A 23,998-nucleotide genomic window follows, 5' to 3' on the forward strand; every position below is an offset into this window, starting at 1 on the left:
GGCCGCGGCCAGCATCGCCATCGCGCCCGTCTCCTCACCGCGCAGGCCGGCTTTGGCGCCCGCCTCGGTGGCGGCCTGCACCACACCACGCCGGATATCCGCGGCGCCACGGAACCCCTCTACCACCGAGGTCGGCGAAAGCAGCAGCCCCGGTTTACGCCATTCTCCGATTTCCGCCTCGGAAACTGGATCCACCTTGCGCACCGTCGCGTGATGCTCTGTGCCCTCGCCACCGCCGATGCGCTGATCGTCGGCATTGACCTTGATCTTCGTATCGCGCGCGAGCGTGGCCGAGGCAAGCGTGATCCCCTGCCGTTCGACACTCAGCTCCCAGCTCAGCCGGACCCGGTAGCGGCCCTGGGGAGCCGACGAGGTTGTCGTGCGGATCCCGGTCAGTGCAGAGGTGGTGACAAGGCGATTGACACGACTCTTCGTCCCACCCAAACCTGCTGCTCCCCCGATACCGGTGCGGCCGCTCTCCCCGGTAGCGAACAGGCTCCTCCAGCCAAGCCTGGATGACGCGGCCTGTGACGTCGAACGCTCTTCAGCGGTTCTCGTCGCGTTCGTGACCGTGACCGTCTGCTTGATCTTGCTGCCATCGTTCTCGTAACCCAGGAACTCGGCTTCTTCGGCGGTCGCCTTCAACACGACGTTGTAGTCGTCCGACCAGAGCTTTCCGGGTTCGTGCAGGCGGTTCGCCACCCCACCGTCCATCGCGTCGTCGAGTAGCGAAACGGCGCTCTGAGCGTCGAGACGGCCGGCAAGGCGCTCGACGTTCCCCATCGCGTCGTCCAAAATGGACTTAGGGAGCAGCTTCTCCCCCTTACGACCGAGTCCGGTTCGCAAGTCGTCGAGAAGACTGGAAAGGTCTGGTGTGTCTTCGACCGTGTAGGCACCAAGCGATCCCGACGAACCGAAGGCCAGCGTCGGCGCCCCGAGCGCCGAAACAACGAGTCGTGGTTCGGCAGCGGGCAGCAGCCCCTGGTTCCGCGCTTGCTGCTCGGTCATCCGCACGTAGGCCGAACCAGGGAGATACACGTCCGCGCCGGCACGCGATACCCGCCCGTCGATGCGAGCCTCTCGACGTGCCTCGGCGATCAACCGGACTCGGGCGTCGTATTGGACCAGGACTGTTCTGCCGTGTCGCGACGACCTCAGCTTGTGGTCGATGGCAGCGCTGGTCTCCATCGCCCGCGAACGCTTCCGCCCCCAGAACCTCAAGTCGCCACCGAGCGCCAGCCGGCCCGCGGCCGCCGAGCCGGAATCCGTGCCAGGAAAGAAAGTATCGAAGTGGGCGCCAGGACCCGCAGCTTTCGCCCGAGCGTAGTGTGAGGTCGCCGTTGTTCCCCCGCTGTGTGTCACCTCGTCCCGCCCCGCGTCGGAGACCATGACGACCTGCGGCTTCGAGAAGTCCATTCGCATCTCGAGTGCGCCGGTCCGGTAGGCGAGCCGACGTTCATAGCGCAGGTTTCCGGAACGGACTCCCTGCGCCAAGGCGGATTTCGAAACAGCTCGGATGGCATCGGGCGCGAGCATGTCCTGGACACGCTCGTGCACGTCGCTTCCGACGATCCCGAGTGCTGTGTCGCCGCCGGCGGCCTCGGCGAGCAGCCGGATGCCCAGGTCTCCCAGTACCTCGGTTCCGGCGATGGCCTCCATGTGCTGGAACTCGGGGACGGGGCTGGTGGTGGCATCATCGTCGTCCATGACACTGTCCACACGGGACAATCGGCCGACCGCAGGCAAGTCCTCAGGATCGAGGTCGATGACCTTTGATTCCCCCGGCATGAACGCGGACGGGTCGTCCTGATGGACCAGGGAGTCGTTCACCCACAGTTCCGTAGTGCCACGCAGCTCCGGTATCTGAACCGGCGCCCCGGGCTGCGTACCGGCCAGCGCGTGCACCTCAGGCGTCGTACGGACCGGCGATCCAAGAGTAAGCCGCCGGACCCACGGGCGAGGGCGCCGATGTTCTTTGATCTTGATCTTGAAGACTACGCCGTGTTCGAAGACCTGCGCGCGATCGGACCCGCCCAGTTCCACGGTCGTGGCGGTGACCGATGCACCGGCGTTTCGGCGAGACTTGCTGTCGATGTACTTGAGCGGACTGCCGACGAAGTTCGCGATGCCCGCGGCGTCATCGAAACCCACTCGCCCGCGCGCCTCGAGACCCAGGCTCCCACCGATTTCCGTGGCAGCGGCACCGACAATGGATGTGCCGGCCGTCTGGATGCCAGTCACTGTCCGGGCATCGGCCTGCCCGAGGTGACGTCCCTCGGAAAGTTCAGCCTTGACCGTGACGCTGATGAAGTGGTCAGTGAAAATGCCGCGACGCTTGAGCCGGGTCGACACACCTCGGCCGAACAACCTTTCCGGGTTCGATTTCAAGGCCGTCGCCGAGAACTTCGTCTGGAGTTTTCGCAGGTTCGCCAGCCGCGGCAACGACGCGTCCCCGGAGCGCGTGGTCATTTCAGTCTCGAACGAGCTCCATTTCGGCAGCAGGTCCTTCAAACCTGGTGCTCGACGCAGTGCCGACTCGATCCGGGGAAGCACCTGAGCCGCGGTGGGCATGGAACCGATACGGACCTGGCCTCCGGTCGTCCCGGCCGCCAGGTAGGGCGGCGCGAACCGCGGTCCCACGTCCTTGAACCGCTCGCCGTAGCCAGGCGGGACCGGCAGGTTCTCCGCGGCCGCCTCCCGCAGGTCCAGCCGGACATACATCTTGGCGGGCACCGTGACCCACTCGCCGCGCACGGTCTGCACGTCGACCTTGCCACTCACCAGGTACAGCCCGACGTCCTTGCTGACGTACATACCGGTCCCCGTGGTGAGGCTCCTGCCGTCGTGCACGGTGTCGGAAACACTGGCGGCAGGACCTCCGACCGCGCCCCCATACCCCATCGCGACGCCAGGAAGTCCGGCCCCGCCACCGAGGCCCCCGGTGAAGTCGGCTCCTGCCGTGGTGGTGGTCGTCGTCGAGTGTTCGACGCGCGATGTCTCCTGTTGACGGGACTCGCCCTTGTCGCTTACCAAACGGACAAACTCAACGTTCTCAGGCCGTATTTCAAGGCGAACCGCCTCGCGATGAGCCCCGTGGGGACTCACCAGATCCGGCGAGAGCACAGAACCGTCCTGCAGTGCCCTAGGCGCCATCGCGCGGACGCTCGTCTCTGCCACGAAATCGCGGAGTTCGCCACGTCCTGGTGCTTCGAACTTCGTCACCGATGGGTGGAGCTTCTCGCTGACCTTGTCGAACAGGTCGCGTTCGTCGAGGCCAACCACGTCGACGGCGAGGTAGGCGACTCTCTTCTCCCAGCCAGGCCGGGGTTCTCCGTGCGACACGACTTCCGACGGTTCGGCGAGCTCACTGACTGAATCCGGATTCATCAGGCTGACCGCACCGTCCGACGTACCCTCGCCGACCACATCGCCGTTCTCGGCGGTAATCGTGAAGTGATAGGTAGTCGGCACCTTCGCGCTCAGAACGTCCGTGTTCGGACGCCAGACGGTTTGCTGGTTCGTGGCCACTTCGGCCGTCTGGACCGGAACCGGACCGGCCAACGACACACTGGGCGCGGCGATGACCGGGATCCCCTGGGAAAGCAGTGACGTGGTCGATACACCCACCCGCTCGGATGACCGGCCTTGTTCGGCCTCAGAGTGATTGACCAGATGCTGCTCGCGGACCTCCCAGACACCTGAGTTCTCAGGACGGGTGACCTCCGTCGCCTTATCGAGATGCAAAACCGCACGGGCACGGACCTCGTACCACTTCTGGCCGACCCGGACCATCAATGTTCGCCCATGTTTGAGGAACCTCTCGAACCTGTTGCGGCCCGCCTTCCTCGAGATGGCCGCCACACCTTCCGGCTCCTCCGGCCCGAGCTTGGCGAGCTCGGCGGTGATGTTCCGCTGAAGGTCCTCTCTTCCCATCACCTCACTCACGACCACGAGACCTAGCGCGTCGCCATCACGGGCGTACACCGGCAGGGACTCCCGGAACAGACGCCGCCTACGAGCCTCGCCGGGTGAGTCGACATCGGATCCTCTCGCGCCGGACGTCCCCTCGGATGCGGCTGTCTCGGACTCCTCCTCCTCGAGAATGGTGGGCAGACCACGCCCATCCCACCCCGTACCCACCGGCACATGTCCGGTCGCTCGATGTGTCCGTTCCGCTCCCGACAAGTCCACCTCAGACACCCTCGGACCAGCAACGTCCCCGAGCCCATCCGCATCGGGCTCGTCTTCCTCGCGAATCGTCGGCAGACCACGCCCATTCCAGCCCGTGTTCACCGACACAGGCTCGGGTACCGAAATCTCGTCGTCGATCCAAACCTCGATGACCGGATTCCCGTCCCGTGCGACGATTTGCGGCGCTTGGGCCAAACCGAGCTCTTCGCGCCCGAGACGTCGCGCTCCGTCGGGAACCGAGGGTTGTGCCAGGTGAACGACCGAGTCGAAGTCCGGCATGACCACCGCGAGGAACTTGCGCACAGCTTCTTCAGGATCACCGAGAACGCGGTAGCGAACTCCGGGGGTACGCCCCTGCGCACGCTCGTCGAGGAGCCTCCGAGCGATCTGGAACAGCTCGTTCCGCCCCTCGACAGGCACGCGGGCGGCTCCTGCGGGAAGCTCGATACGGGCGGCAGGCCGTCCCCCCCGAAGCCAAGGATCAGTTCGTGCGGCGTTCAGGGCTTTTTCGTAGCCGATGTATGCCTTCAAGACCTTCGCGGCGGCCCGTTGCTCAGCTGCGGTGGCGCCGGCGGTAGGAACCCTCCCTGCCTTGTCTATTGCGGCAGACCATTCCTTGATACGCCGCGCGAGCTCTTCGACCCTTCGGACCAGCTCCTCAGGCAGCCGATGTTTCTGGTCGGTGCGCCGGATCACGAAGCCCTTGTCGAAATCGACCTCGAGCGCTCTGGTCTTGCCTGAATCGCGTGGATCGAAAACCAACAGGAACTTCGTGGGATAGGACCAGGTACTGGTGAACGGGTCTGGTTTGGCGGCGTTCGTCGACGTCGGTAGCTCCGCGCCGCCGGAATGAGACGCGGTGTCGTGTTCGTGACCACTTCCCGAGGCCCCATGCTCCATGAGGGCGAAGACGAAGTCGGAGACCGCGCCGAACGACCGGCGGCCGTCCTCATAGGTGGTGTGTCCGGGAGCTTGGGGGGCGCCAGCCCACGCCATCGGCGCGCTCAGGACCGCCTGCGCGTTCTCGACGCTGGTTTTGGTCTCCGAGTCGCGCGAAGACTCAGTGCTTCCCCCCAGAACAATCCGGCCGCTGGCGCTCTCGAGCCCTCCCGGCCCGTCCAGCTTCGGATACAGGGTCAGCTTGCCCTTCATCCAAGGCGGCAAGACCAGTTCGACACCTGCTTGGTCCGAGGCCAGGGCACCCAGGGCGCGGGGAGTCAGCTGTGAATTCAGCATCGCGCTGGTCAGTGCATCCACCGATCGCCCGGTTCCGTTCCGCAGGAGCGACTCGGCCCCGGCGATCAGGTGCTTGGTATCGCCCTTGAACTCGACAGCTCGGAAGTGGGCGGGATCGGAGGGCAGTTGTTCCGTACCAGGACTGTTCCGCCATCGATCGATGCTCTCGCCGGTGGCTTCGTCGCTCGCGCGTTCCATCACCGTGCCGGGCCGCAGGTCGCCATCGGCACTTCCCCGATCTTCGATAGGGGTCTGACCACGTACGGTGCGTACGTCGGCAAGTCCTGCCACTCGTCGGCCGTTGCGCTCGAAACGGATGTCGAAGGCGATTTCCAGATCGCGCTCGGCCAGCGCTCCACTGACCGTTTCGGATTGCACCAAGTCAACGGTGCGGGCCCTCGTACGATTCCTGATCCGGTTCAGCCAGTCACTGATGTGCCCGAATCCATAACCGAAGGCCCAGAATGGCGCACCGTGTTTTCCGGGGTCGTTTTCCGCCTTGGCGATCTCTGAGTCCGACTGGAAAAGCGGCCCCGCGGACGGCAACACCATGATCTCGGCGACGCTCCGGGTGTCACCGCTGGACGATGTCGTCGTCTTCCGCACCGCTGACGTCTTGGTCAGCTTGCCGTGGATCACCCGTGCCGGTGACGCGCTCACGAGTTTCGCCTCGACGACGAGCTCATGAGTGGTTCCCGAACTTCGCCCCTGTTCCATCCGCAAGAGTGCGCGACCGCCGCCATTCGCGAGGTCGGGCAACGCAACCTGCAGGTTCGACAGGAATTCGACCATCGCCCGCTGGTTGTCGTGTCCGGTATCCGCGGAGGCGTTGTTCCGCAGCAGTTCGATCTCCTCGGCGGGGAGCTTTCCCTCCAGTGCGCCATAGAGTTCGTCGAGCCGCCCGGAAAGGTCGATGGGATCGATCACGCTGTCCGCCCAGTCCCCGTCGCCGAGCGTGGAAGGCGGAAGGACGATACTCCCGGCAGGTTCCGGGCGTACCGGGTCTGAGGGCCGTTCGGCTCCCGCGCGTCGCGCCTCCTCCGCGGCCTGCTCGGTCCGGATCGCGTGCAACTGTTCCTCTGTCACCCAGGCCAGGACGGCACGCGGAATATTCCGTCGTCTGGTATCGCTCGTCGCCGGACGCCGGCGGCGCACGTGCCAGAAGTCCCACGGGTTGCGGCTGGTCGTCTCAGCCACCGCGGTCGCCTCGAGGTCGGCCCAGATCAGATGCTCGGTCCGTGGCCCACGCTCCAGCGTCTGTGTCGTCTTCACTCGCAGGGCGCGCCCGAATGCCTTGCGGAAGCTCAAGGTCCAGAAATTGAGCTCCAACAGCGTGGGGCCGACGCCGGCCACGCGGGCTCCGGAGCCATCCCCAGAGGCATCGGAAACAGGGAAGAAGGCCGGCTCGACCTGGAACCCGAAGGTCCAGGTTCTCGTCTTCTCCGAGGAGGTCGTCTTCGTACCCTTCACGGTGACCTCGGGCTTACGTTCACGCCGCGCGAGCACTACGGGTTCGTGCAAGCGGTAACTCAGCGCCACGTTCCCGGTCAGAATCTTCTTCCGGCGCAGCCACCGGAGCCCGTCGATACGGGTCAGGCGGGTGAGCAGCCGCGGATCGCTGCGCACCGCCGCCGACGAGATCGCCAGGTCGATGAGCTGCGAGTTCTCACCGTCCTCGAAGGCCAAGGCCCGGTCGCCGCCCGAAGCCGCCTTCAGCGAGTCCCGCACGAGGTCCCTTACTTGGTCCAGGCCCCGGACCCACTGTGGTGACACACCATCGAGAATCCGCGACACCTTCGTCTGCAAGTGGGGATTGCGATAGATCGGGCGTGACGGCAACACCACCGGGATCTGCTCGTCTGCCTTCTCCAAGGCTTTCGCTTCGTGCTCGGTCAGCTCCACGACCACATCGACGGTGAGCTTGCCCGCCTCGCGCCCGTCCGCTTTCGCGAACGGGTCGACGATCGGCAGGTCGGGATGATCAGGAATGTGTAGGCCGGGCTTCCCGACGGTGAGCTTCCGGACCATATCGGTCAACCGTGACCAGGAACCACCCTTCACTTCCAACTCGACGGTCGCGGCATACCGGTTCAGGCGCAGGGGATTGCTCTTGCCCGCTTCATCCGGTGCTTCCGCGACAGCACCACCGGTGACCGTTTCGATGCCACTCTCCACACTTGCCATACCGGAGCGCGAGTATCCGACCTTGACCTGAGGAGTGGCCATGACGACCTCACCGGCCATCCTCGAATAGACCCGACCTCGCGCTCCCCCGGTCACATTCCAGTCCCGGCTGACCGAGAAGTTCCGGCTCTCGGCATCGCTCAGGTCAGCCCTCTCGATGCCGCCCTTGGCAGGCCCCAGCAGCGTGAGCTTTCCTTTGAGTTTTGGCTCGATCTTGAATCCGGTGTGATACTCGTGCGCCCTGCCCTGTTCGGGTTCGAGTTCGACCGCCAACGGGTTGCCCAGGATCAGCTCATCCAGTTTGCGAGCGATGCTCTCCTTGAGCATCGCTGCATCGATCGCTTCGGAACGATCCAACTGCAGTCCCCGTTTGGCGTTCAAACCGTCCTTCAGGACGGGGTCGTCAGAGGTGGTGATGAGCCTTGCGTCCCGCCACGCCCACCGGCTGTGCCCCGGGATCGACTTCGCCGATGCCTTCAGGATCGCGCTGAGGCGCCCACTCACCTCGTGAAGCTGAAGCTCACCCGCGGCCGTCACGGCAGATGGTGTCTCGGAGGGAGATTCCTCCGAGACACCATCTGCCGTGACGGCCTTGTTCGTGCCGGCGTCCGGAACCAGGCCCGCAGTCAGAGCATCCTCAAGCTCAGCCAGTTCCGGTGCTTCGAATGCTTCAGCGAAATTGATCGCCGGTCGGCCGAGGGGACGGACCTTGAGGTCGTACACGGTGCGATATACGACGACGCCGCCGTCGTATTTCTTCTCGACGGAACGGCTCTGTTCCTGCTCGTGGGCGGCTCTCCTGTTTCTTCCGCCACCGGCTCCGAGCACAGGACCGCCTCCGGCTGTCAGTACGCCGACGTCGTATCCCGGCCCACCGGCCAGGAAGGTGGTGATATTCCGCCCCGTGGTACTCGACGCGCTCTTCGAACCGGATTCGACTTCCTTGACTTCGAACTGGGCGCCTTCGAGCGTCTGGTGATAAGCAACCTTGCGTGCCACCGCCTGGATCTGGACCTTCTGCGAACGAGGCGAGAAGGTGCGTTTGAACCAATTGCGTCGAAGCTGCAGTGACGGCGAGGTGAACCACTTCTGCGCGGCGCTGGGGTTCCCCGGCTCGTCGGCTTCCTCCGCCGAGACCGCCATCCTCGGCAACAAGGAGATGATGGTCTGCGGATCAAGGAACTTCCGGAGCTCATCCTGGGATTCGACCTCGAGCTCTCCGAGCTGGGCGTGAACCTGCTCGAAGAGCTTGCGCGGAACATCTCGCTTCAGGGGAACAAGCTTTCCGAGTACACGGCCCATCACCGTGGACCTCAAAGCGCCGGATAAGGGGAACGACGGTGGCAGTTTCGACGGGACGGCTACCTCCTGTCCGTTCTGTTCCAAGCCGATCGGCACCGCCAACGTCGCTCGGATCTTCTCGGTGACGCGACGGCCGGCGCCGAAGATGCTCGTCGGGCCAGTGGGATTGCCGTGCTTGTCCAAGCGGGAGAACCTCAGCGACATCGGTACGTTGACCGCGGTCATGCCCTGGTAGCCCTCAGCACCGGAGTCACTGCCCTTCGGCAACGACACGCCGACCTCTACGCCCCCGCCCTGTGACTGGCTGTGTGACCAAGCGGTGGCGATAGCGGTCCAAATGCTGACCAAGCCGGTCATGAACGCTCCCGGAACGCCCGGAAGGAAGAAGACGAAGTCGGCCTTCGGCGTCAGCTTGACCGACGTCTTCGCCTGGGCGCTGTCCGCGGTCGCTTTTGTCGCCGCTAGGTCCTTCTCAGTCTCACCCGCGACGGTCGCGCCAGGCCAGTGATACTCCGCCTCGATCAAGAACCGCTCGCCACCGATTTCGAGCACTCGGCCAGGCCCGACGAACGACGGCATATTCGACCCGAGTTCGTGAACGACGGTCTCGATCTCAGTCTCGTCCGGCGTCCGCGTCGAGTTCGCTTTGAGCGCCTCGACGACTTGGTCGATGCCCTCGGTCTTCGTGAGTTGCGTGACACCTCCCTTCGCCTTGCTTCGGCGTAGGTCGTCGGGAATGGCCCCGGTGAACTTCACCGGACCCTTCTCGTTCGCCGGGCGTTGAGGGCCTCCGTCGACCAGTGTCGATTCGTGCATGAATGGCAGCGATTCCGGCTCGCCATCCGTTGAATCACTGGACTCGTCCGTAGCGACCGGTTCTTCGTCGCGGACGCTGTCCGAACCTCTCGCGGAGACTTCCGCCACGGCGCCGCCTCTTGCATCACCTTGCCGCCGAGAGTCACTTGGATCCGGCACCCGCAGAACCGGTGCTCCCCGCTCATCGACGCCAGCCTTACGCACAACCGGAGGGTTATCAGCTTCGTCTGTGGCTCCTCGTGCGCCGCTAGCCCGCGATGGCCCTGCCGACCCGGCCGACGCCAGCCTCGGTTCGGTGGATTTGCCTCCTCGCCCCCTACCCGTTGCCGACCCCGGAACCCGCTGCGGCGCACGGATCACGTCCTGCAACCGTCTAACGAGCCCCTTGATATCTTTCTCGGAATCAACCGCACTTTTGTTCTCTCTGCGATGCTCCACCAGCCTCGCCGTAACAATTGTCTTCAACACACGACTAAGACTTTCCCGAGACACTTCGTCAGCTCTAAGCGGAACAATAAACGGCCTGGGCTGAACCACCTCCAACAACCACGCCTTCGCCTCGTCCTCCAGCACTTCCACCTCACTCGTCTTCAGCTTCGAACGGCCAAGCACTTTACGAGCATCCCCCCACTCCTTCTCCACGTCCTTCAACCGCTCCTGAGCCACCTCCGGAAGGACCCCTGTACTCTCACCACCCTCACCCGCCACAGCCCCGTCATCGGCCAGCCCAGTCTTCTCCCAGCCCTTATCCGGTAACACAAATTCTTCCAGGAAATCATCAACCGTGGCCCCAGGCCTCGAAGCCAACTCACCCATACGCTCAAACTGCGCCATGAACCCATCGCCACCCGGCACAGGAGAACCATTCGCAGCAAAACCAACAAAAGAATCATCCGCACCCATTAAACCCGAAAAATCATTCTCAATCGCCTCGAACTCACGAGCCCCAGGCACCTCAGAACCAACTTCCGAAACCGGTCCACCAACACCCCCCACCACCGACACATATGAACCAGCCCCCATCCCTTCACCACCCACCGAACCGACGAAATCATCAACCGTCGCCCCAGGCCTCAAAGCCAACTCACCCATACGCTCAAACTGCGCCATGAACCCATCGCCACCCGGCACAGGAGAACCATCCACAGCAAAACCAACAAAAGAATCATCCGCACCCATTAAACCCGAAAAATCATTCTCAATCGCCTCGAACTCACGAGCCCCAGGCACCTCAGAACCAACTTCCGAAACCGGTCCACCAACACCCCCCACCACCGACACATATGAACCAGACACATCACTCTCACGACGCAGCCGCTTCCTCCCGCTGCCACCCGAACCAGCCATACTCGCAGGACTCACAGGCCGCTTACCGCCCCCCCTACTCACAGACAGAACAGGAGAACCACCCTCATCAGAAGAAAATACAAACCCGCCCCCGACTTCCCCAGGACTCTCCGGGGACACACCAACCTCACGAGACATTGGAAGACCATCATCGTTCAAACTAAAGACTGGATCGCGCCCACCCGATACGCCCTCAATAACGGCATCCGGCAAAGAGGACAATACTTCCGAACGCTTCGCTTTAAGCAATTCTTGCCTCACTCTCTTCCAACGGTCCCGCACGAATTCCACAGTAAAACCGACGTATCCTGACCATTTCACAAGATCAGCGGTGGAAATCGACGCATTCTTGGCATATTTTTCGACGCCGACTTTTCGCAGCCACTCGTTGAGAAGTTTCGCCGTGTATCCCACCGCTTCCTCGGAGTCCTCTGGAATCTGATAGGAAGCCGGCAGTCGTCCGTCATGCCTTAACAATCGCATCACCCCAAGAAGGGTTTGAGACTCATTCTCCGGCCGGAACACCAGCAGCCGTTCCACGATCTCAGGACTCGCACCGCCGTAACCGCCAGTCGACCGAGCCTTTTTCGCCCAATTCAATAGTGTGAACCGACTGTTGAGGCTCGCGCCGGCATACCTCTCAACATCCGCAGCTTCGTAGACCGGGATACCCGCCATATTCTCCGCGAACATCCCCTTCGCCCATTTCTTGAACGACCGAGAAACCGATGCAGACAGCAAATCAGCAACCACGTAGTATGTTGGCGGCAACATGCCCTGAGTTAGCAGCGCAGACAGTTCCAGCCACCATGTTTCCTCCACCCCCGGCAACCAGGGCCTCCAGCCCTCAAGCCGCGCGACAGCAGGATTCTGGGGATCTGAATTCGCAGCTGTTACAGTCTCCCTCGGTGGCCCGCCTGCAGTGATGGCCTTCTTTCGGATTCCGAACGCCGAATAAGCCTCGTCTCCCACAAAAATCCTCGCCGCCGCTGCACCTCGCGCCGAACTCCCTAACTCCACCTGAACTGAAGGCCAGTTTGTCTGCGCACTGCCGTATTTCCGCATAGCATTTCCCAGCCGCCACTTCGCAAGCTTTTCCAGAGCGACTCGCCTGATCTCTTTCTGCGGTTCTTTTTCCGCCAGGGACGCAATAATTACAAGACGGATTTGCTCCACCGTAGAAGACTTGCCCGACTCCACCTTGTCGGCAGCACTCGATACCGCGGCCTCCAGAATTCGATCCAGTTTCCACATCGCGAGGTCTGTCAAATCGAGCCTATTCGCGAACTCCAATACCTCATCACGATAATTAAGGGCATCCTGTTCAGGATACGTCTCCAGCGAGAGCCCTCGCTTAATCGTGAAGTCCCTACCCATTACTTTTGCGGTCAATTTTTCGTCTATCGGGAACTTGTATCCGAGACTTGCCGATGTCACCCTCTGCACTTCATCGACATCCGACTGCATCTCTTTCAGCAGTAGATCGAGGTCGTCTCGCATATCCTTTGAAGCCTGGTCATTATCAAACCCTGGGGTTTCCTGATTATTGCGATATTGCACAAGTCGCAGATCCAGGAGCGGCCGTCGCTTCTCGTGCCGTTCTAGGATATTCGATATCAGCGGCCTGAGGCTCTCTTTACGCCGCTCCCGATCATCGCCAGGGATCTCCGGCTGCTGCACCTTGCCGGAAATCAAAGTGGACCAAAGCTGCGTAATCTTACCGCCTGAATAGCCGACTCCGCCCAGCGAACCAGCAACATCCTGTTGGCGCTCCGGTCGCGATGGGCCTGCCTGCGTTCCCGACGGGCCTGCCTGCCCAGCTGGCTCCGGCTCGCGAGCACCCACTGCCCCCCAAGTACGACGAGGCGAAGCCCCCACCGCCTCACGCAGAACCCGAGCGTAAGCCTGGATCTCGTCCTTGGACTCGGCCTGATCCATACCGCGTAGATGATGCTGGACCCGCATCCACGAAACGATCGTCCGAAGCACATGATCACGACTCACCAAAGCGCGCTTCTCATCATCAGGACGACCATGCAACGTCTGAGTCTGAACCACCTCGGACAACCACACCCCCGCATCCTTGCTCAACCCCCACACCAGATCCTCCTTCAACTTCGAGCTACTCAGCCCCACTCGAGCCTTCTCCCATTCCGCCTTCACCCAGCCATCAACAAATTTGATAGTCCCAGCCGGAAGCTTCCCAGTACCCCCACCATCCGCATTCACCTCAGTCCCATCCGGCGCCAACCCTGTCAACATCTGCGGCAAATGCGGAAAGCCGACGTCACCCACATCGACCGAACGACCCGGAGCCTCCACAGGACTCCGCTCGTCCGGCAAGAAATTGAAAACATCATCAGCCGTACCACCCGACAACAACGCAAACTCATTCAACGCACCAAAATTCCGCGCGAACACATCCCGACCCAACACAGCAGAACCATCCTCCACGAAACCCACAAAAGAATCATCCGCACCCGGCAAACTTGGCACATCATTCTCAAACGTCCTGAACTCACGATCCCAAGACGCCTCAGAACGAACTGACGAAGCCCGCCCACCAACACTCCCCACTACCGACACATCCGAACCAGACACATCACTCTCACGACGCAGCCGCTTCGTCCCCTGACCACCATCCGACACAACCGGACTCGCAGGCCGCTTACCACCCCCCGCCAAACCAGGCGACCCAACAGAATCATGAAGAACCGCAAAAAACTCATCGACCCCACCCGTTCGCGCAGCAGCAGCAGCCAGCATCGCCCCAAACCCCACCGCCTCAGGCACAACAGGAGAGCCAGCCCTACTAAGAGCAAAGGCAGGCACCCCCTCGCCACCCACACCACCCGGCGATAGAGACCTCTCCGAACTCCTGCTTGCCATTGGTTTCGTGGCCCATTCATCCCATTTGCGCCATACAGTTTTGTTGTCAAACTTGTCGTAGCCTGACCAGAACGAGACATCAATTGCAGCGGCAGAACGTCCCATCTCGTCTTTTGTGCCGCCTTGAACCGTCCGCAACCACTCGTCGAGCAGCACCCTCACATGACCTATCGCGGTCTCGGATTTCCCTGGAATCTGATAGGTAGCGGGTATTGTCCCCTGCTGCTGCAACGATTCCAGGTAACCCAGAAATTTTACGCCGCCTTCCGCCCGCGAGTTCCAGTGCCGCGGTCGCCATTGCAGAACCTCTTCCACAACTTCACGCCTCAGGCCACCGTAACTGACCGTGGCAGCCGCCTGCGACTTTTCCGCCCATCTTGTCATTGTTCTAGTTTTTGTCCCCGGCACGCCACCAAGCTCTTTAACCTCCGCGGTCTTGAATGCTGGGATGCCGTTTATGTTCTCCGCGAACATACCCATCGCCCACTTTTTAAACGACTTGAAGAAGTAATACGAAAGTTTGCCATCCGACATTAGTTCGCCATAGTAGGCCGGCACTTGTCCTTCACCGCGCACCACATTCGCTTCCAGCCACCATGTTTTTTCTGCCCCAGGCGCTCCACGCCGCCATCCCTCCAGCCTCGTCAGCGCAGGATTCTGGAGGATCGTCTGCGCAGGCCCGGCACGTTCAACTGACGACCCATCAGCGACCGTATCCGGCTCCAGAGCTTCGTTTATCGGCTCGGCGGCCTCTCCCACCCAGATCTTGGCTCGGGATTCGCCCGAATGCTGACCACCTGTAGACACGTCAAAATTCGGCCAAAGGGTCAGCGTATTGCCATGTTTCCGCATGGCCTTGCCCACTCGCCTGCGGATGAATGCCTCCGCAGCGGCTTTTCGCCTCTCGATCACCGCTCGCTTTTCGCTACTATGCGGTTCAATCAGCACATGGACCGACTCCACCACGAACGACTGTTCCGGTGTTGCCTTCGCGGCGGCCGCCGACACCAGCCCATTCAATACCTGATCTGTTTCCCAGCTCGCCATGTCCGTCATTTCGTCAATATTGGCGTACTCCAGGTCCCGACTGCCAACTTCCCGATAGTCAGGCACGGATATCAGATCAGGATACCTTTCCAACGAGAAGCCTCTGACCGGCCGGAAGTCTCGGCTACTCGCCGTTTCGGCGAGCTCTACCGTCCTTACCATTACCGGAAACGTATACCCCAACTTTGCCGATGTCACCATCTTTCCTTCTTCGACATCTTGCTGCTCAGCCTTCAGCAAAGAGTCGAAATCTTCTCGCATATCCGCTGAAGCTTGGTTAATGTCAAACTTGTTGTTCGCGTAGGAGATGCGGTACTGCACAAGACGAAGATCGATTAGAGGGCGCCCCATGGCGTGCCGGTCAAGAATATCCCGCATCAATGGCGCTAAGTGCTCTTTACGCAGATCCCGATCAGTAGTGGAAATCTCCCACTTATGACCACGCGGAACAGAGCGAGACCAAAGTTGCTTTATCTTCTCGCCAGAATATTCACGTTGGATCAGCGAGCCGGGAGCTTCCTGTGTGTTTGCGCTCCTTGACGGGCCTGCAGGCTCGCCACCCAACGGCACACCCGGAAGATCCTTCTCAAACTCCCCATAGCCATAATCCCAAGGAATCTCAGGACGACCTTCCGCCCCCTCACCATCAGCCAACACCTCTGCCTGAGTATCCACATCAACCCCAGACATACGCCTGCTTCTCTTCCAGCCCCTGCCGTGCAGATCCGCGGGCGCAGGCCTCTTGGAGCCGGTCTCCGAACCATCCTCGAGCAAATCAGGCTGCTCACTAACATCCTCAAGGACAGGAGACAGATCATTAACACCGAGCGTTACCGCCTCGCGTGCAGGTATCTCCACGAAGGCGCCCTCACCCTCAGTGAGAGTAGGTGCACTTTCCCCGTCGAGACCGACTCGAAAAAGGTCACCCAGCGACGAAGGCAAGGAATCATTCCGAATATCGCCAGACAGGCCTTGTGCGGAACGATCAACCATCGCAGCGAATAGATTCATACCTCCGGGATTAACAACGGATTCATCGGCCGTTGCAAAATTCGCATTGTCGTCACTGGGATTACCTACGGGCACGTCGGCATGTTTCGCCCTCGCCAGCTCGTCCTTCTGTTGAAACCAGATAGTCTCTACACGAGTGGCATTCCACGCTGAGTAGCCCGACCAGCTCGCGGCTAGTTTCGCAGTGAGTTGCTGACCGCTCCCGTCCTCCGTACCCATAAGACGCCGCAACCACTCATGGAGCAACGCCTTCGTGTACCCCACCACTTCCTCGGATTCCTTGGGAATCTGGTAAGCGTCGGGGTGTTTTCTCTGCTGCCGCCATGAGGCCAGCTCAGCCAGAAAGCTCTCGGAACCTCCCGTCGCCAACGGCCGCCACCCCAGCAACTTTTCCAGGTCCTCAGGACTCGCAACGCCGTCCGTGACGTCGACAACCGACTCCGACTCCAAGATGCGCTCTATCCCGGACCTTGAGTAGACAGGTGCGCCGGCCAGCCGTATGACATCCACAGGCGCGAAAACTCTTGTGCCCGCCAAATGCTCTGCGTAGATCCCCATCGCCCATTTCCGGAACAGCTCACCGAATGACTTCGAACGTTGTCTGCCCAATCCCGGCTTGCCGTAGCTTGACGGCAGGGCGCCCTCGTCATACAGCGCGTTCGCTTCCTCCCACCACGTCTTTTTTGCCCCTGGCAACCATGGCCGCCACTGTTCAAGCTTCCTCTCCGCATCGCTCTGAAGAACAGGAGTTCCGGCACGCTCCACGCCTCCCGCTGCGTCGATTTCCATCATCCTCGGACCCGCGCCCGCCCCGGAGGGCGAGTCATGCAGTATTTCCCTCTGCGAATCAGAGGTGCCACCCACCGCGATCGTCGCGGTGGCGGCCTGCCTCGCGGCCCCTATCTCGACCCTCACGGCAGGCCGAACGATCTGGACCCCGCCAACTGAATACTTTCGTATAGCCTCATCCACTCGCTGATCTAAGAATTTCTTCAGATTCTTCTTCCGCGCCTCAACTTTTTCGGGGGCCTCTCCCAGGCTTGGCTGAACCAGCGCAAGGATCGTCTCCATTGCAACTGACTCATACTGTTCGGCGCCCGCTTTATCGGCTGCCCTCGCCACCGCGTTTTCCAGCATCCGATCCACTTCCCACACCGCCACATCCACCAACGCGGATAAATTGGCGAACTCCAGGACCGGCTCACGATAATAGTGGTGGCCAGGCGCATAACTCGGATCAGGATACACCTCCACAGAGAGCCCCCGCCCCACCGGAAAGTTCTTAACTATTGCCACATCTATCCTTTTGTCACTGACGGGAAAGCTGTATCCCAGGTCCGCCGCAGTCGCCTTGTTTTCGACGCCTTTTTGCGCCACCTCCAACGCAAGATTGAATATCCTGAGCACATCGTTCGACACCAGTCGAGCATTGAAGGATTTACCCTCGCTGTGACCACGATAGTATATTGCACGCAAATCAAGAATACGGCTGCCTTTAGCGTACCGTTCAAGAATCAACGGCATCAGCGACCTGAACGCCCTGAACAGTTTCTGATCCCTCTTAGGAATCCGCAACAGATCGCTGGAGAAGACAAGGGGGGAAGACCAGATCTGCGTCACCTCGTAACCAGGATAGCCATCCTCAACCGTCGGTTCGTCAGCTTGATCCTTAAGCGCAACCTTCACCGGCCAGTCGGAATTCTGCAGGTCTCCCTCTTCGGCAACTTCCACAAGATAGGTAAAGTCACCCGGCACAGGCCTGTTTAATGACTGGAAAGCTTGCTCGATTCCCTGCTTGGCCAGTTCACGCAACTCCTTCTCTTGCCTCTCGCGGACTTCATAGGGATCAGATTCCATAGCTGGGAGCGTGAATTCGATTGGCAGCATCGTCCACCGCCGCCCGGAAACCTCCCGCACACCCCGCCGCTTCACCCATGCAACGACCCGCTCGGCATGGGCCAGCGGCAATTTGCTCACCTGCCCCGCATACTCCACATTAAGGACGGGTAACTCCGCATAATGAGATAGTGGCAGCCCGCCCTCATCTGCTACCTGCGTGAACTCCAGTTCCTGGTTGCTCACGTCTTCCAGACGCACGATCTGACTTACCTTTACTGCACCCCCAGCGACTCCACTACCCTTTAATTCATTCATCAACAACTCAGATGCCGCCTCCAGATCCATAAAGGCCTTGTTGTCCTCAAACGGATCCATGGAGACAGTTTTTTGTCTCGACTTTTTTGAGTACTCACGGAAATCTTTTGCCGTCAATCGCAAGGTGAGACGCCAATCCGCGGGCTGGGTGGAGCTATTCTGGTTCGTCCTCTTCTCTTCCTCCCGCAGAATCTCAGGTGCCGCAGTCTCGCCAAATGTCTTCAGGTCATCCGGAGACACCTTTTTGAGGCCCGGGCGTCTTGCTAGAGGTGCCGACCAGAGCGACGACTCACCGGGAACCACAGATCCCGCTTGCTTGAACTCTCTCAGCAGTACAGCTGCGTCTTTGCGGGTGATCGCCCTCCGGCCCGTCAGGTTCGCTAAGGCGTGCTCTTTAATAGGCTTTTCCCGGACTAGGTCAAACACCCAGGACCTGTACAGATCCCATGTATTTCCAGATTTTGTCAGCTTTTGCCCCTCCTCCGGCACCTCATAGCCCGGCGGCCGCAGGTCACGAAGCAGGTCCACCCACGTCTGCGCCCCGACGCCCCCCTTCTTCTTCCGCCACCCCCGCAACAACGTGACCGGATCATCAGTCGTTGAGATGTCTCCTGTGACTGGCCCAGCTTGTGACGGTTCGCTTTGCCACGTGCCTGCCGTTTGCGACGCTCCAGCCCCACCGAGCAGCCCCGAGTTCGACCTAGCAGGGCCCCCCGGCGCGCCGCCCAGAGCCCCCGACCTCCGCGGCCGCGCGCCAGTCGCCTCGCCCAAACGCCTGGCAACCTCTTTGATCCTTCTCCTGGACTCTCCCCGGTCCTCACCCTTGACGTGATCTTTAAGCCGCTCAGCCGTGACAATGGTCTTGAGCACACGATCACGACTCACCTCAGCCCGCTCGTCCGGCTTGAGCGGAGCATTGAACGGCTTAGGCTGAACTACCTCCGACAACCACCGGACCGCCTCCCTCTCCAACTTCTCCACATCTGGCGCGGCCACCTTCGACTCAGCGAGCTCCGCACGAGCCGCCGCCCACTCCTCCACCACCGCATCCGGCAGCAACTCCTTAGCCACAACCGGAAGGGCCCCCGTACCCACACCACGCTCATCCACCTCAGACCCATCCGACTCCAACCGCGTCAACTCCCGCGGCAAATGCGGCCACCCCAACTCCCCTGTCCACTCACCCTCATCAGCCGGCGCCTGCGAAGACGACACCGTCGTGTCAGCGCTCGAACCTTCCTGCGACGCGATACGTGTGAACTCGTGCTTCAACCGAGGGACAAGCGCATTATTTTCCTGCACCCAGGAATTCCACGCCTGCTTGATCTCTCGCCCCGGCAATGTCCCGCTACGCAGGACCTCGAACAGATCATCAAAAGCAGCCATACGATCAGACGAGAATTCCTCGCGTACCTGCGCGAGATCCCGCTCCGGCAACACCCCGTGCGGATACTCAGCACGCCATTGGCTCACGGCGGCCGCGAAATCGTGCGCCAGGGCTTTACCGGCGGAGCCGATGGCGTCCTTGTACGTAACGTCCAAACCGATCGGCGCCTGATGCGCAGCCGGCGGAGCGCCGAGGCCCTCACGCGTGGAATCGGCCGCCGGGGCTCGATCCTTGTGACCGCTCGACGCCGCGGGTCGGTCTTCGCCGAAGGGGGTTGCCGTCGCGGCGCGGGTGAACTTGTCGTCCAGGTCTTCCACGGCGTCGACAGGCTGGTTCAGCCATGCCTGCCATGCGTCCCAGGCCGCGGCCTCGCGAATGCCCTCGACGAGACGGAACTGAGCGTGCCTCGCGCCGAACTGGTCGACGAACGCCGTCTCGAGATCGCCGACGAACTCGTCGCGGATCTGCTGGGCATCCTCCTCGGACAGCACTCCACCCAGGTTCGCCGCCCGCCAGCTGGCAAGGCTGTCCGTGAAGATGCGTTCGGCGGCGTTGAGCGTGTAGGCGCGCGCGTGCTGATAGGTACCTGGAGCCGCGTCTTGGTGCCGATCGTCGGCCGAGGAGTCGCCGTTCCGTTCAGGTCCGACTAGGCGCGCGGCGTCCTGCTCTGCCGGCGCTGGTTGGTCGGGTGGCCGGCCCAGATCCGGGCCACTGGGCATCAGAGTGTCCGGAGCGGGGCCGACAGGAGGAGCGTTGGACCGAGCGGTCGTGGTGTCGATGGTTGGATGCCCGGAGTTGGGCTGCAATGGCTTGACGAGATCACGTAGATCCTGTTCCGCCGCAGCCAGCGCCTTGACGTCCCCAGTCTCCGCCGCATGGGTGTACTTGATGCGTGCCAGCTGCACGTCCGGATTCTTGGAAAGCCGGTAGATCGGGTCGTTCGGCGACGAATAGATGATAGCGGTACCCTCGTCGCCGCTGCGGCCTCCCCGGTTTATCGCCTGCACGTCGATGTCATGCGATATATCGGAGTGCCCGGTGACCCGCACGACCAGTCCCCCGACGCTCTTGGCCTCGGCAGTAGGTACGAAGTCAGCCGCGCGCGCACCCTGCATGTTAACCACCGTGACCTGGAACAGCTCTCCCGCCTCTTTGACCATTTGCCCGAAATTCTGCTCGAAGTTTTTGCCTTGCTGTACCTGCCACTTCGCATCGATCGCATTATGCGGCACTCTCAATTTCTTGAGCTCGTCCGAGATCTTGCGAACCTCGTCATTGGAAATGGCCAGGATCAACTGCGGCTGTCCTGTCCCGCCGGGCGCATACATGGCCTGCACATCCTGGGCGATCTTGGCGTGCTTCGCTTCCCGGGTGGCCGCCACCACATCGGCGGACTCATTGAGCCGCGACTCGTAGTAGCGAGGTATGTCCTCCACCAGCGGCGACATGCCCTTTTCGGCGAACTTCGCTCCGTGCCCGTTCGCCGTCCCCGATGCCCCGGTCTTGTGGGCATACTCCTTCATGGCGAGCAGTTCATGCGCGGTGACGCTCTTACTACTGGCTGAATCGCTGCGAACCTGCAGGCCGAGCATGAACTCAATGGCCTGCGCCAGACCCCCATTCCAACGACTTTCGGAGCTGGTTTCCGGGTTGAACATCACGTTGTGCGTGGTCGGGTCGATGATGTAGATCTTGCCCTCGTCCACGACGTAGTGCACGTCCTCCTTGTATTCCCATTTCGCGGCGGCGGCCATGTTCACCCGCGTGACCTCCTCCTGGGACAGCGGCCGGCCCATCAAGAGTTCAATCTTCTCCTGTCCCGGCTCAGTGAGGCGCGCCTCTCCGCCCTCCTGTCCCGGCTGGCGGCCGAAGTCCGCCTCTTCCAGCCAGCCACTGCCCGTCGCGTCGCGTACCAGGTCATGTGCCCAGCTGAGCTGGCTGAGGACCTCTGGCGATGCCGGCGCCTGCACCCCCTCGCTCAGGATGTACTGCGAGTTCGAATACACGAGTGCCTCGTCGATCTCGTCGATACTCACCGCGAGTATCACCGGGTCGTCCTTCTTCTCCTGCCCCGGTAGCATCCCGTACCGCAGGTACGTGAACCCAACTTCCTCCTGCGTGACTATGATCACCATCGGCCTGCCCTTCCGCAGCGCCGGTGGTGGATTGTCCGGATTCAGCCGATGCACATCCACGCCCAGTACCTTCTGCAGCAGCCCTTGATAGTGCACCATCTCCCGGTCCGCCATAGTCCCCCGGGTCGTCGTCACCTGCACAGCGTCCACATCAGGGCGCGCCGCATATACAGCCGCATGCGCGAAGAACAACCAAGACTTTCCCTCACCCGCCGCCATGTTGACCACGCGGCCCTTACCGAACGAGTGCACCGCCGATACCTGCGTCCACCGCAGCGCGATCCCTTCTTTTCGCCGGATCAGCTCGAACGCCACGGCGAACGCGTCCCCTGGCTGCCCTCGCGTATACAGTTCCTTCAGGTTCGCGTCACTCATGGTTGTCAGCCGCTGATCCGCTGGGATCGTCGAATCCGAACGCGCCGCGACATCCCACAACGTCAATGCCGCGTCGTGCGCTTTGTTGGCACCCGCCAGCCAGGCCTCGTACGTCATCGCGTCCGTTGCGTGCTCCACCCAGCCACCGCGTTTTTCAGGCACGAACACGCGAGGTTGCGGCAGCCATTTGCCGTGCTCGTCCTTCAACTGCCGGTACGCGACCCGCCGCTTCTTTCCACCGTTGCGGTCGAATACCTTCTCACTCTCTCGCGGCAAATTCACCAGCAGCGAACCGTCCGCTCGCTTCAGCTGCTTCCCAAAGGTCATCTTCTTCGCCCTGACCTCGCCGGCCTTCGAGCGGGGCGGCGACCAGTCACCGGTCAGGCCTCGTTCGAAACTGATCCCGCTGTCAAGCACGATGTGCCGAGGCTCGCCACTTGCGTCGAACACCGCCCGAGTCCCCTGCGGCACTGTCGTCGGCTTGCCTTTGTCGCGGAGGAGCGCTCCGGGCCCCTCTGACACGTACCATCCATCTGTCCCCCGCGCCCACGAGGTCCCCAGCGCTGTCAGCCGCGGCGCCTCGGCCGACGGGCCCGCGACAACCGCCGGAAGCTTCGGCTCTCCTTGCGGCCGCAGAGACTGCGCCTCAGCGGGGGTATCTCGGATCGCCCGCTCGATCTCCGCGATATCCGTGTCACCCAACCGGCCTTCCGGCCCGGCCCGTTCGGCACCGGTGAACTGCAACAGCCGTCCGATCGCAGCATCCGTGTCGCCCAGCCGCCAACTCAGCTGCCCAGTTCGTCCTCGCCTCGTGACCACCTCGACCGGCACCGACCGGGAGCCATCCCGTTCCCAGCCCGGTTGTGCCGTCCTGTTGGAAGTCCTGGCATCGATCACCAGATGCAGCTGGTCGCCATTGGGGAACGTGTATCGCCCGTTGATCCGCTCGTTCAGGGTCTTCTGCAGGTCCTGTACCCATTCCCGGCGTGCCTTCGGGCTGACCCGGCCTGTCCCGGACACGAGATCCACCGGGACCGACAGCTCGCGCACCCATCGGCCTGGCGTCACCTCTGCCCGCCGCAAGTCGAATCGGGTTTGGATCAGTCCGCCCGGACCGAGTCGTTCCCCGCGGAATCGGATCGGCGCAACCGAGTCGCGTATCGCGTTCCACTCCGAGGAAGCCACCGGTTCCACTTTCGACACCGCCAGGCGGCTGTCCTGCGTCGGTTGAGCGTCCAGCCAGCTCAAGGCGAGCTGGGCCGCCACTGGCGCCGGGCCCTGGTTTCGGTCATCGGTTGCGGAGTCACGTCGTTCGGGACCGGCTGGGCGCACGGCAGGCTGCTCGACCGGTGCTTGCCGGTCGGATGGCCGGGGGCTGTCGCCGGGCTTGCTCTGTGGGCCACCGGCCTTGTCCGTAGCCCGTCCATCCACGCTGTGAGCCGGCTCCTGCTGCGGTCGGCTGCCAGAAGGCCCATCGGGATCGAGACGCGCACCATCACCGCTCGGTTTGGAGGCCGTTGGTATGGGCGTTGAGGTAACCGGCGGCCGGTCTCCTCCGCCCTTCGGCGGCGGTGCTGCGGGCGAGTCAGCGGGTCGGCCCGCTTCGGCCCGCGCGGGCTGAGCCCCGCCCACGTCGCGACCGCTGGTTCCGGGCGCCGCGGGAGAACCCTCGCCGCGCAGGAACTGCTGAGTGCTCGATCCACCGGAACTGTCAGCCGTCGGCCGGTTCCCCACACCCGCCCCGCTACCCGCTCCAGGCTGCCCGGCCCGCACGCCTTCGTTCCCACCGGACTTACCCCCACCAACCTCAAGACCACCACCACTGCCCGGTGCGGGTTGCCCGGATCCCGCGCCCTCTTTCGCACCCGGCAGAACTCCACCGGCCTGGTGCGCTCCACCGCTTTGACCCGCCGGCGGCTGACCG

1 protein-coding gene (running past one end of the window) is annotated in these 23,998 nt (G+C 62.1%); it reads right to left on the reverse strand.

Going from position 1 to position 23,998, the window contains the following annotated elements; all coding sequences use genetic code 11:
• A protein-coding gene (locus tag ACLJPX_RS35615) for a hypothetical protein (protein WP_410604744.1) crosses the window boundary here: on the reverse strand, positions 1-23,340 show its 5' portion. It extends 13,449 nt beyond the left edge of the window; 23,340 of the gene's 36,789 nt are visible here — the first part of the coding sequence; the start codon lies at positions 23,338-23,340; its stop codon lies off the left edge, out of view.
• Positions 23,341-23,998: the final 658 nt, after the last annotated feature.

This window comes from Amycolatopsis sp. lyj-90 (assembly GCF_046549035.1).
In the GTDB taxonomy this organism is placed as follows: domain Bacteria; phylum Actinomycetota; class Actinomycetes; order Mycobacteriales; family Pseudonocardiaceae; genus Amycolatopsis.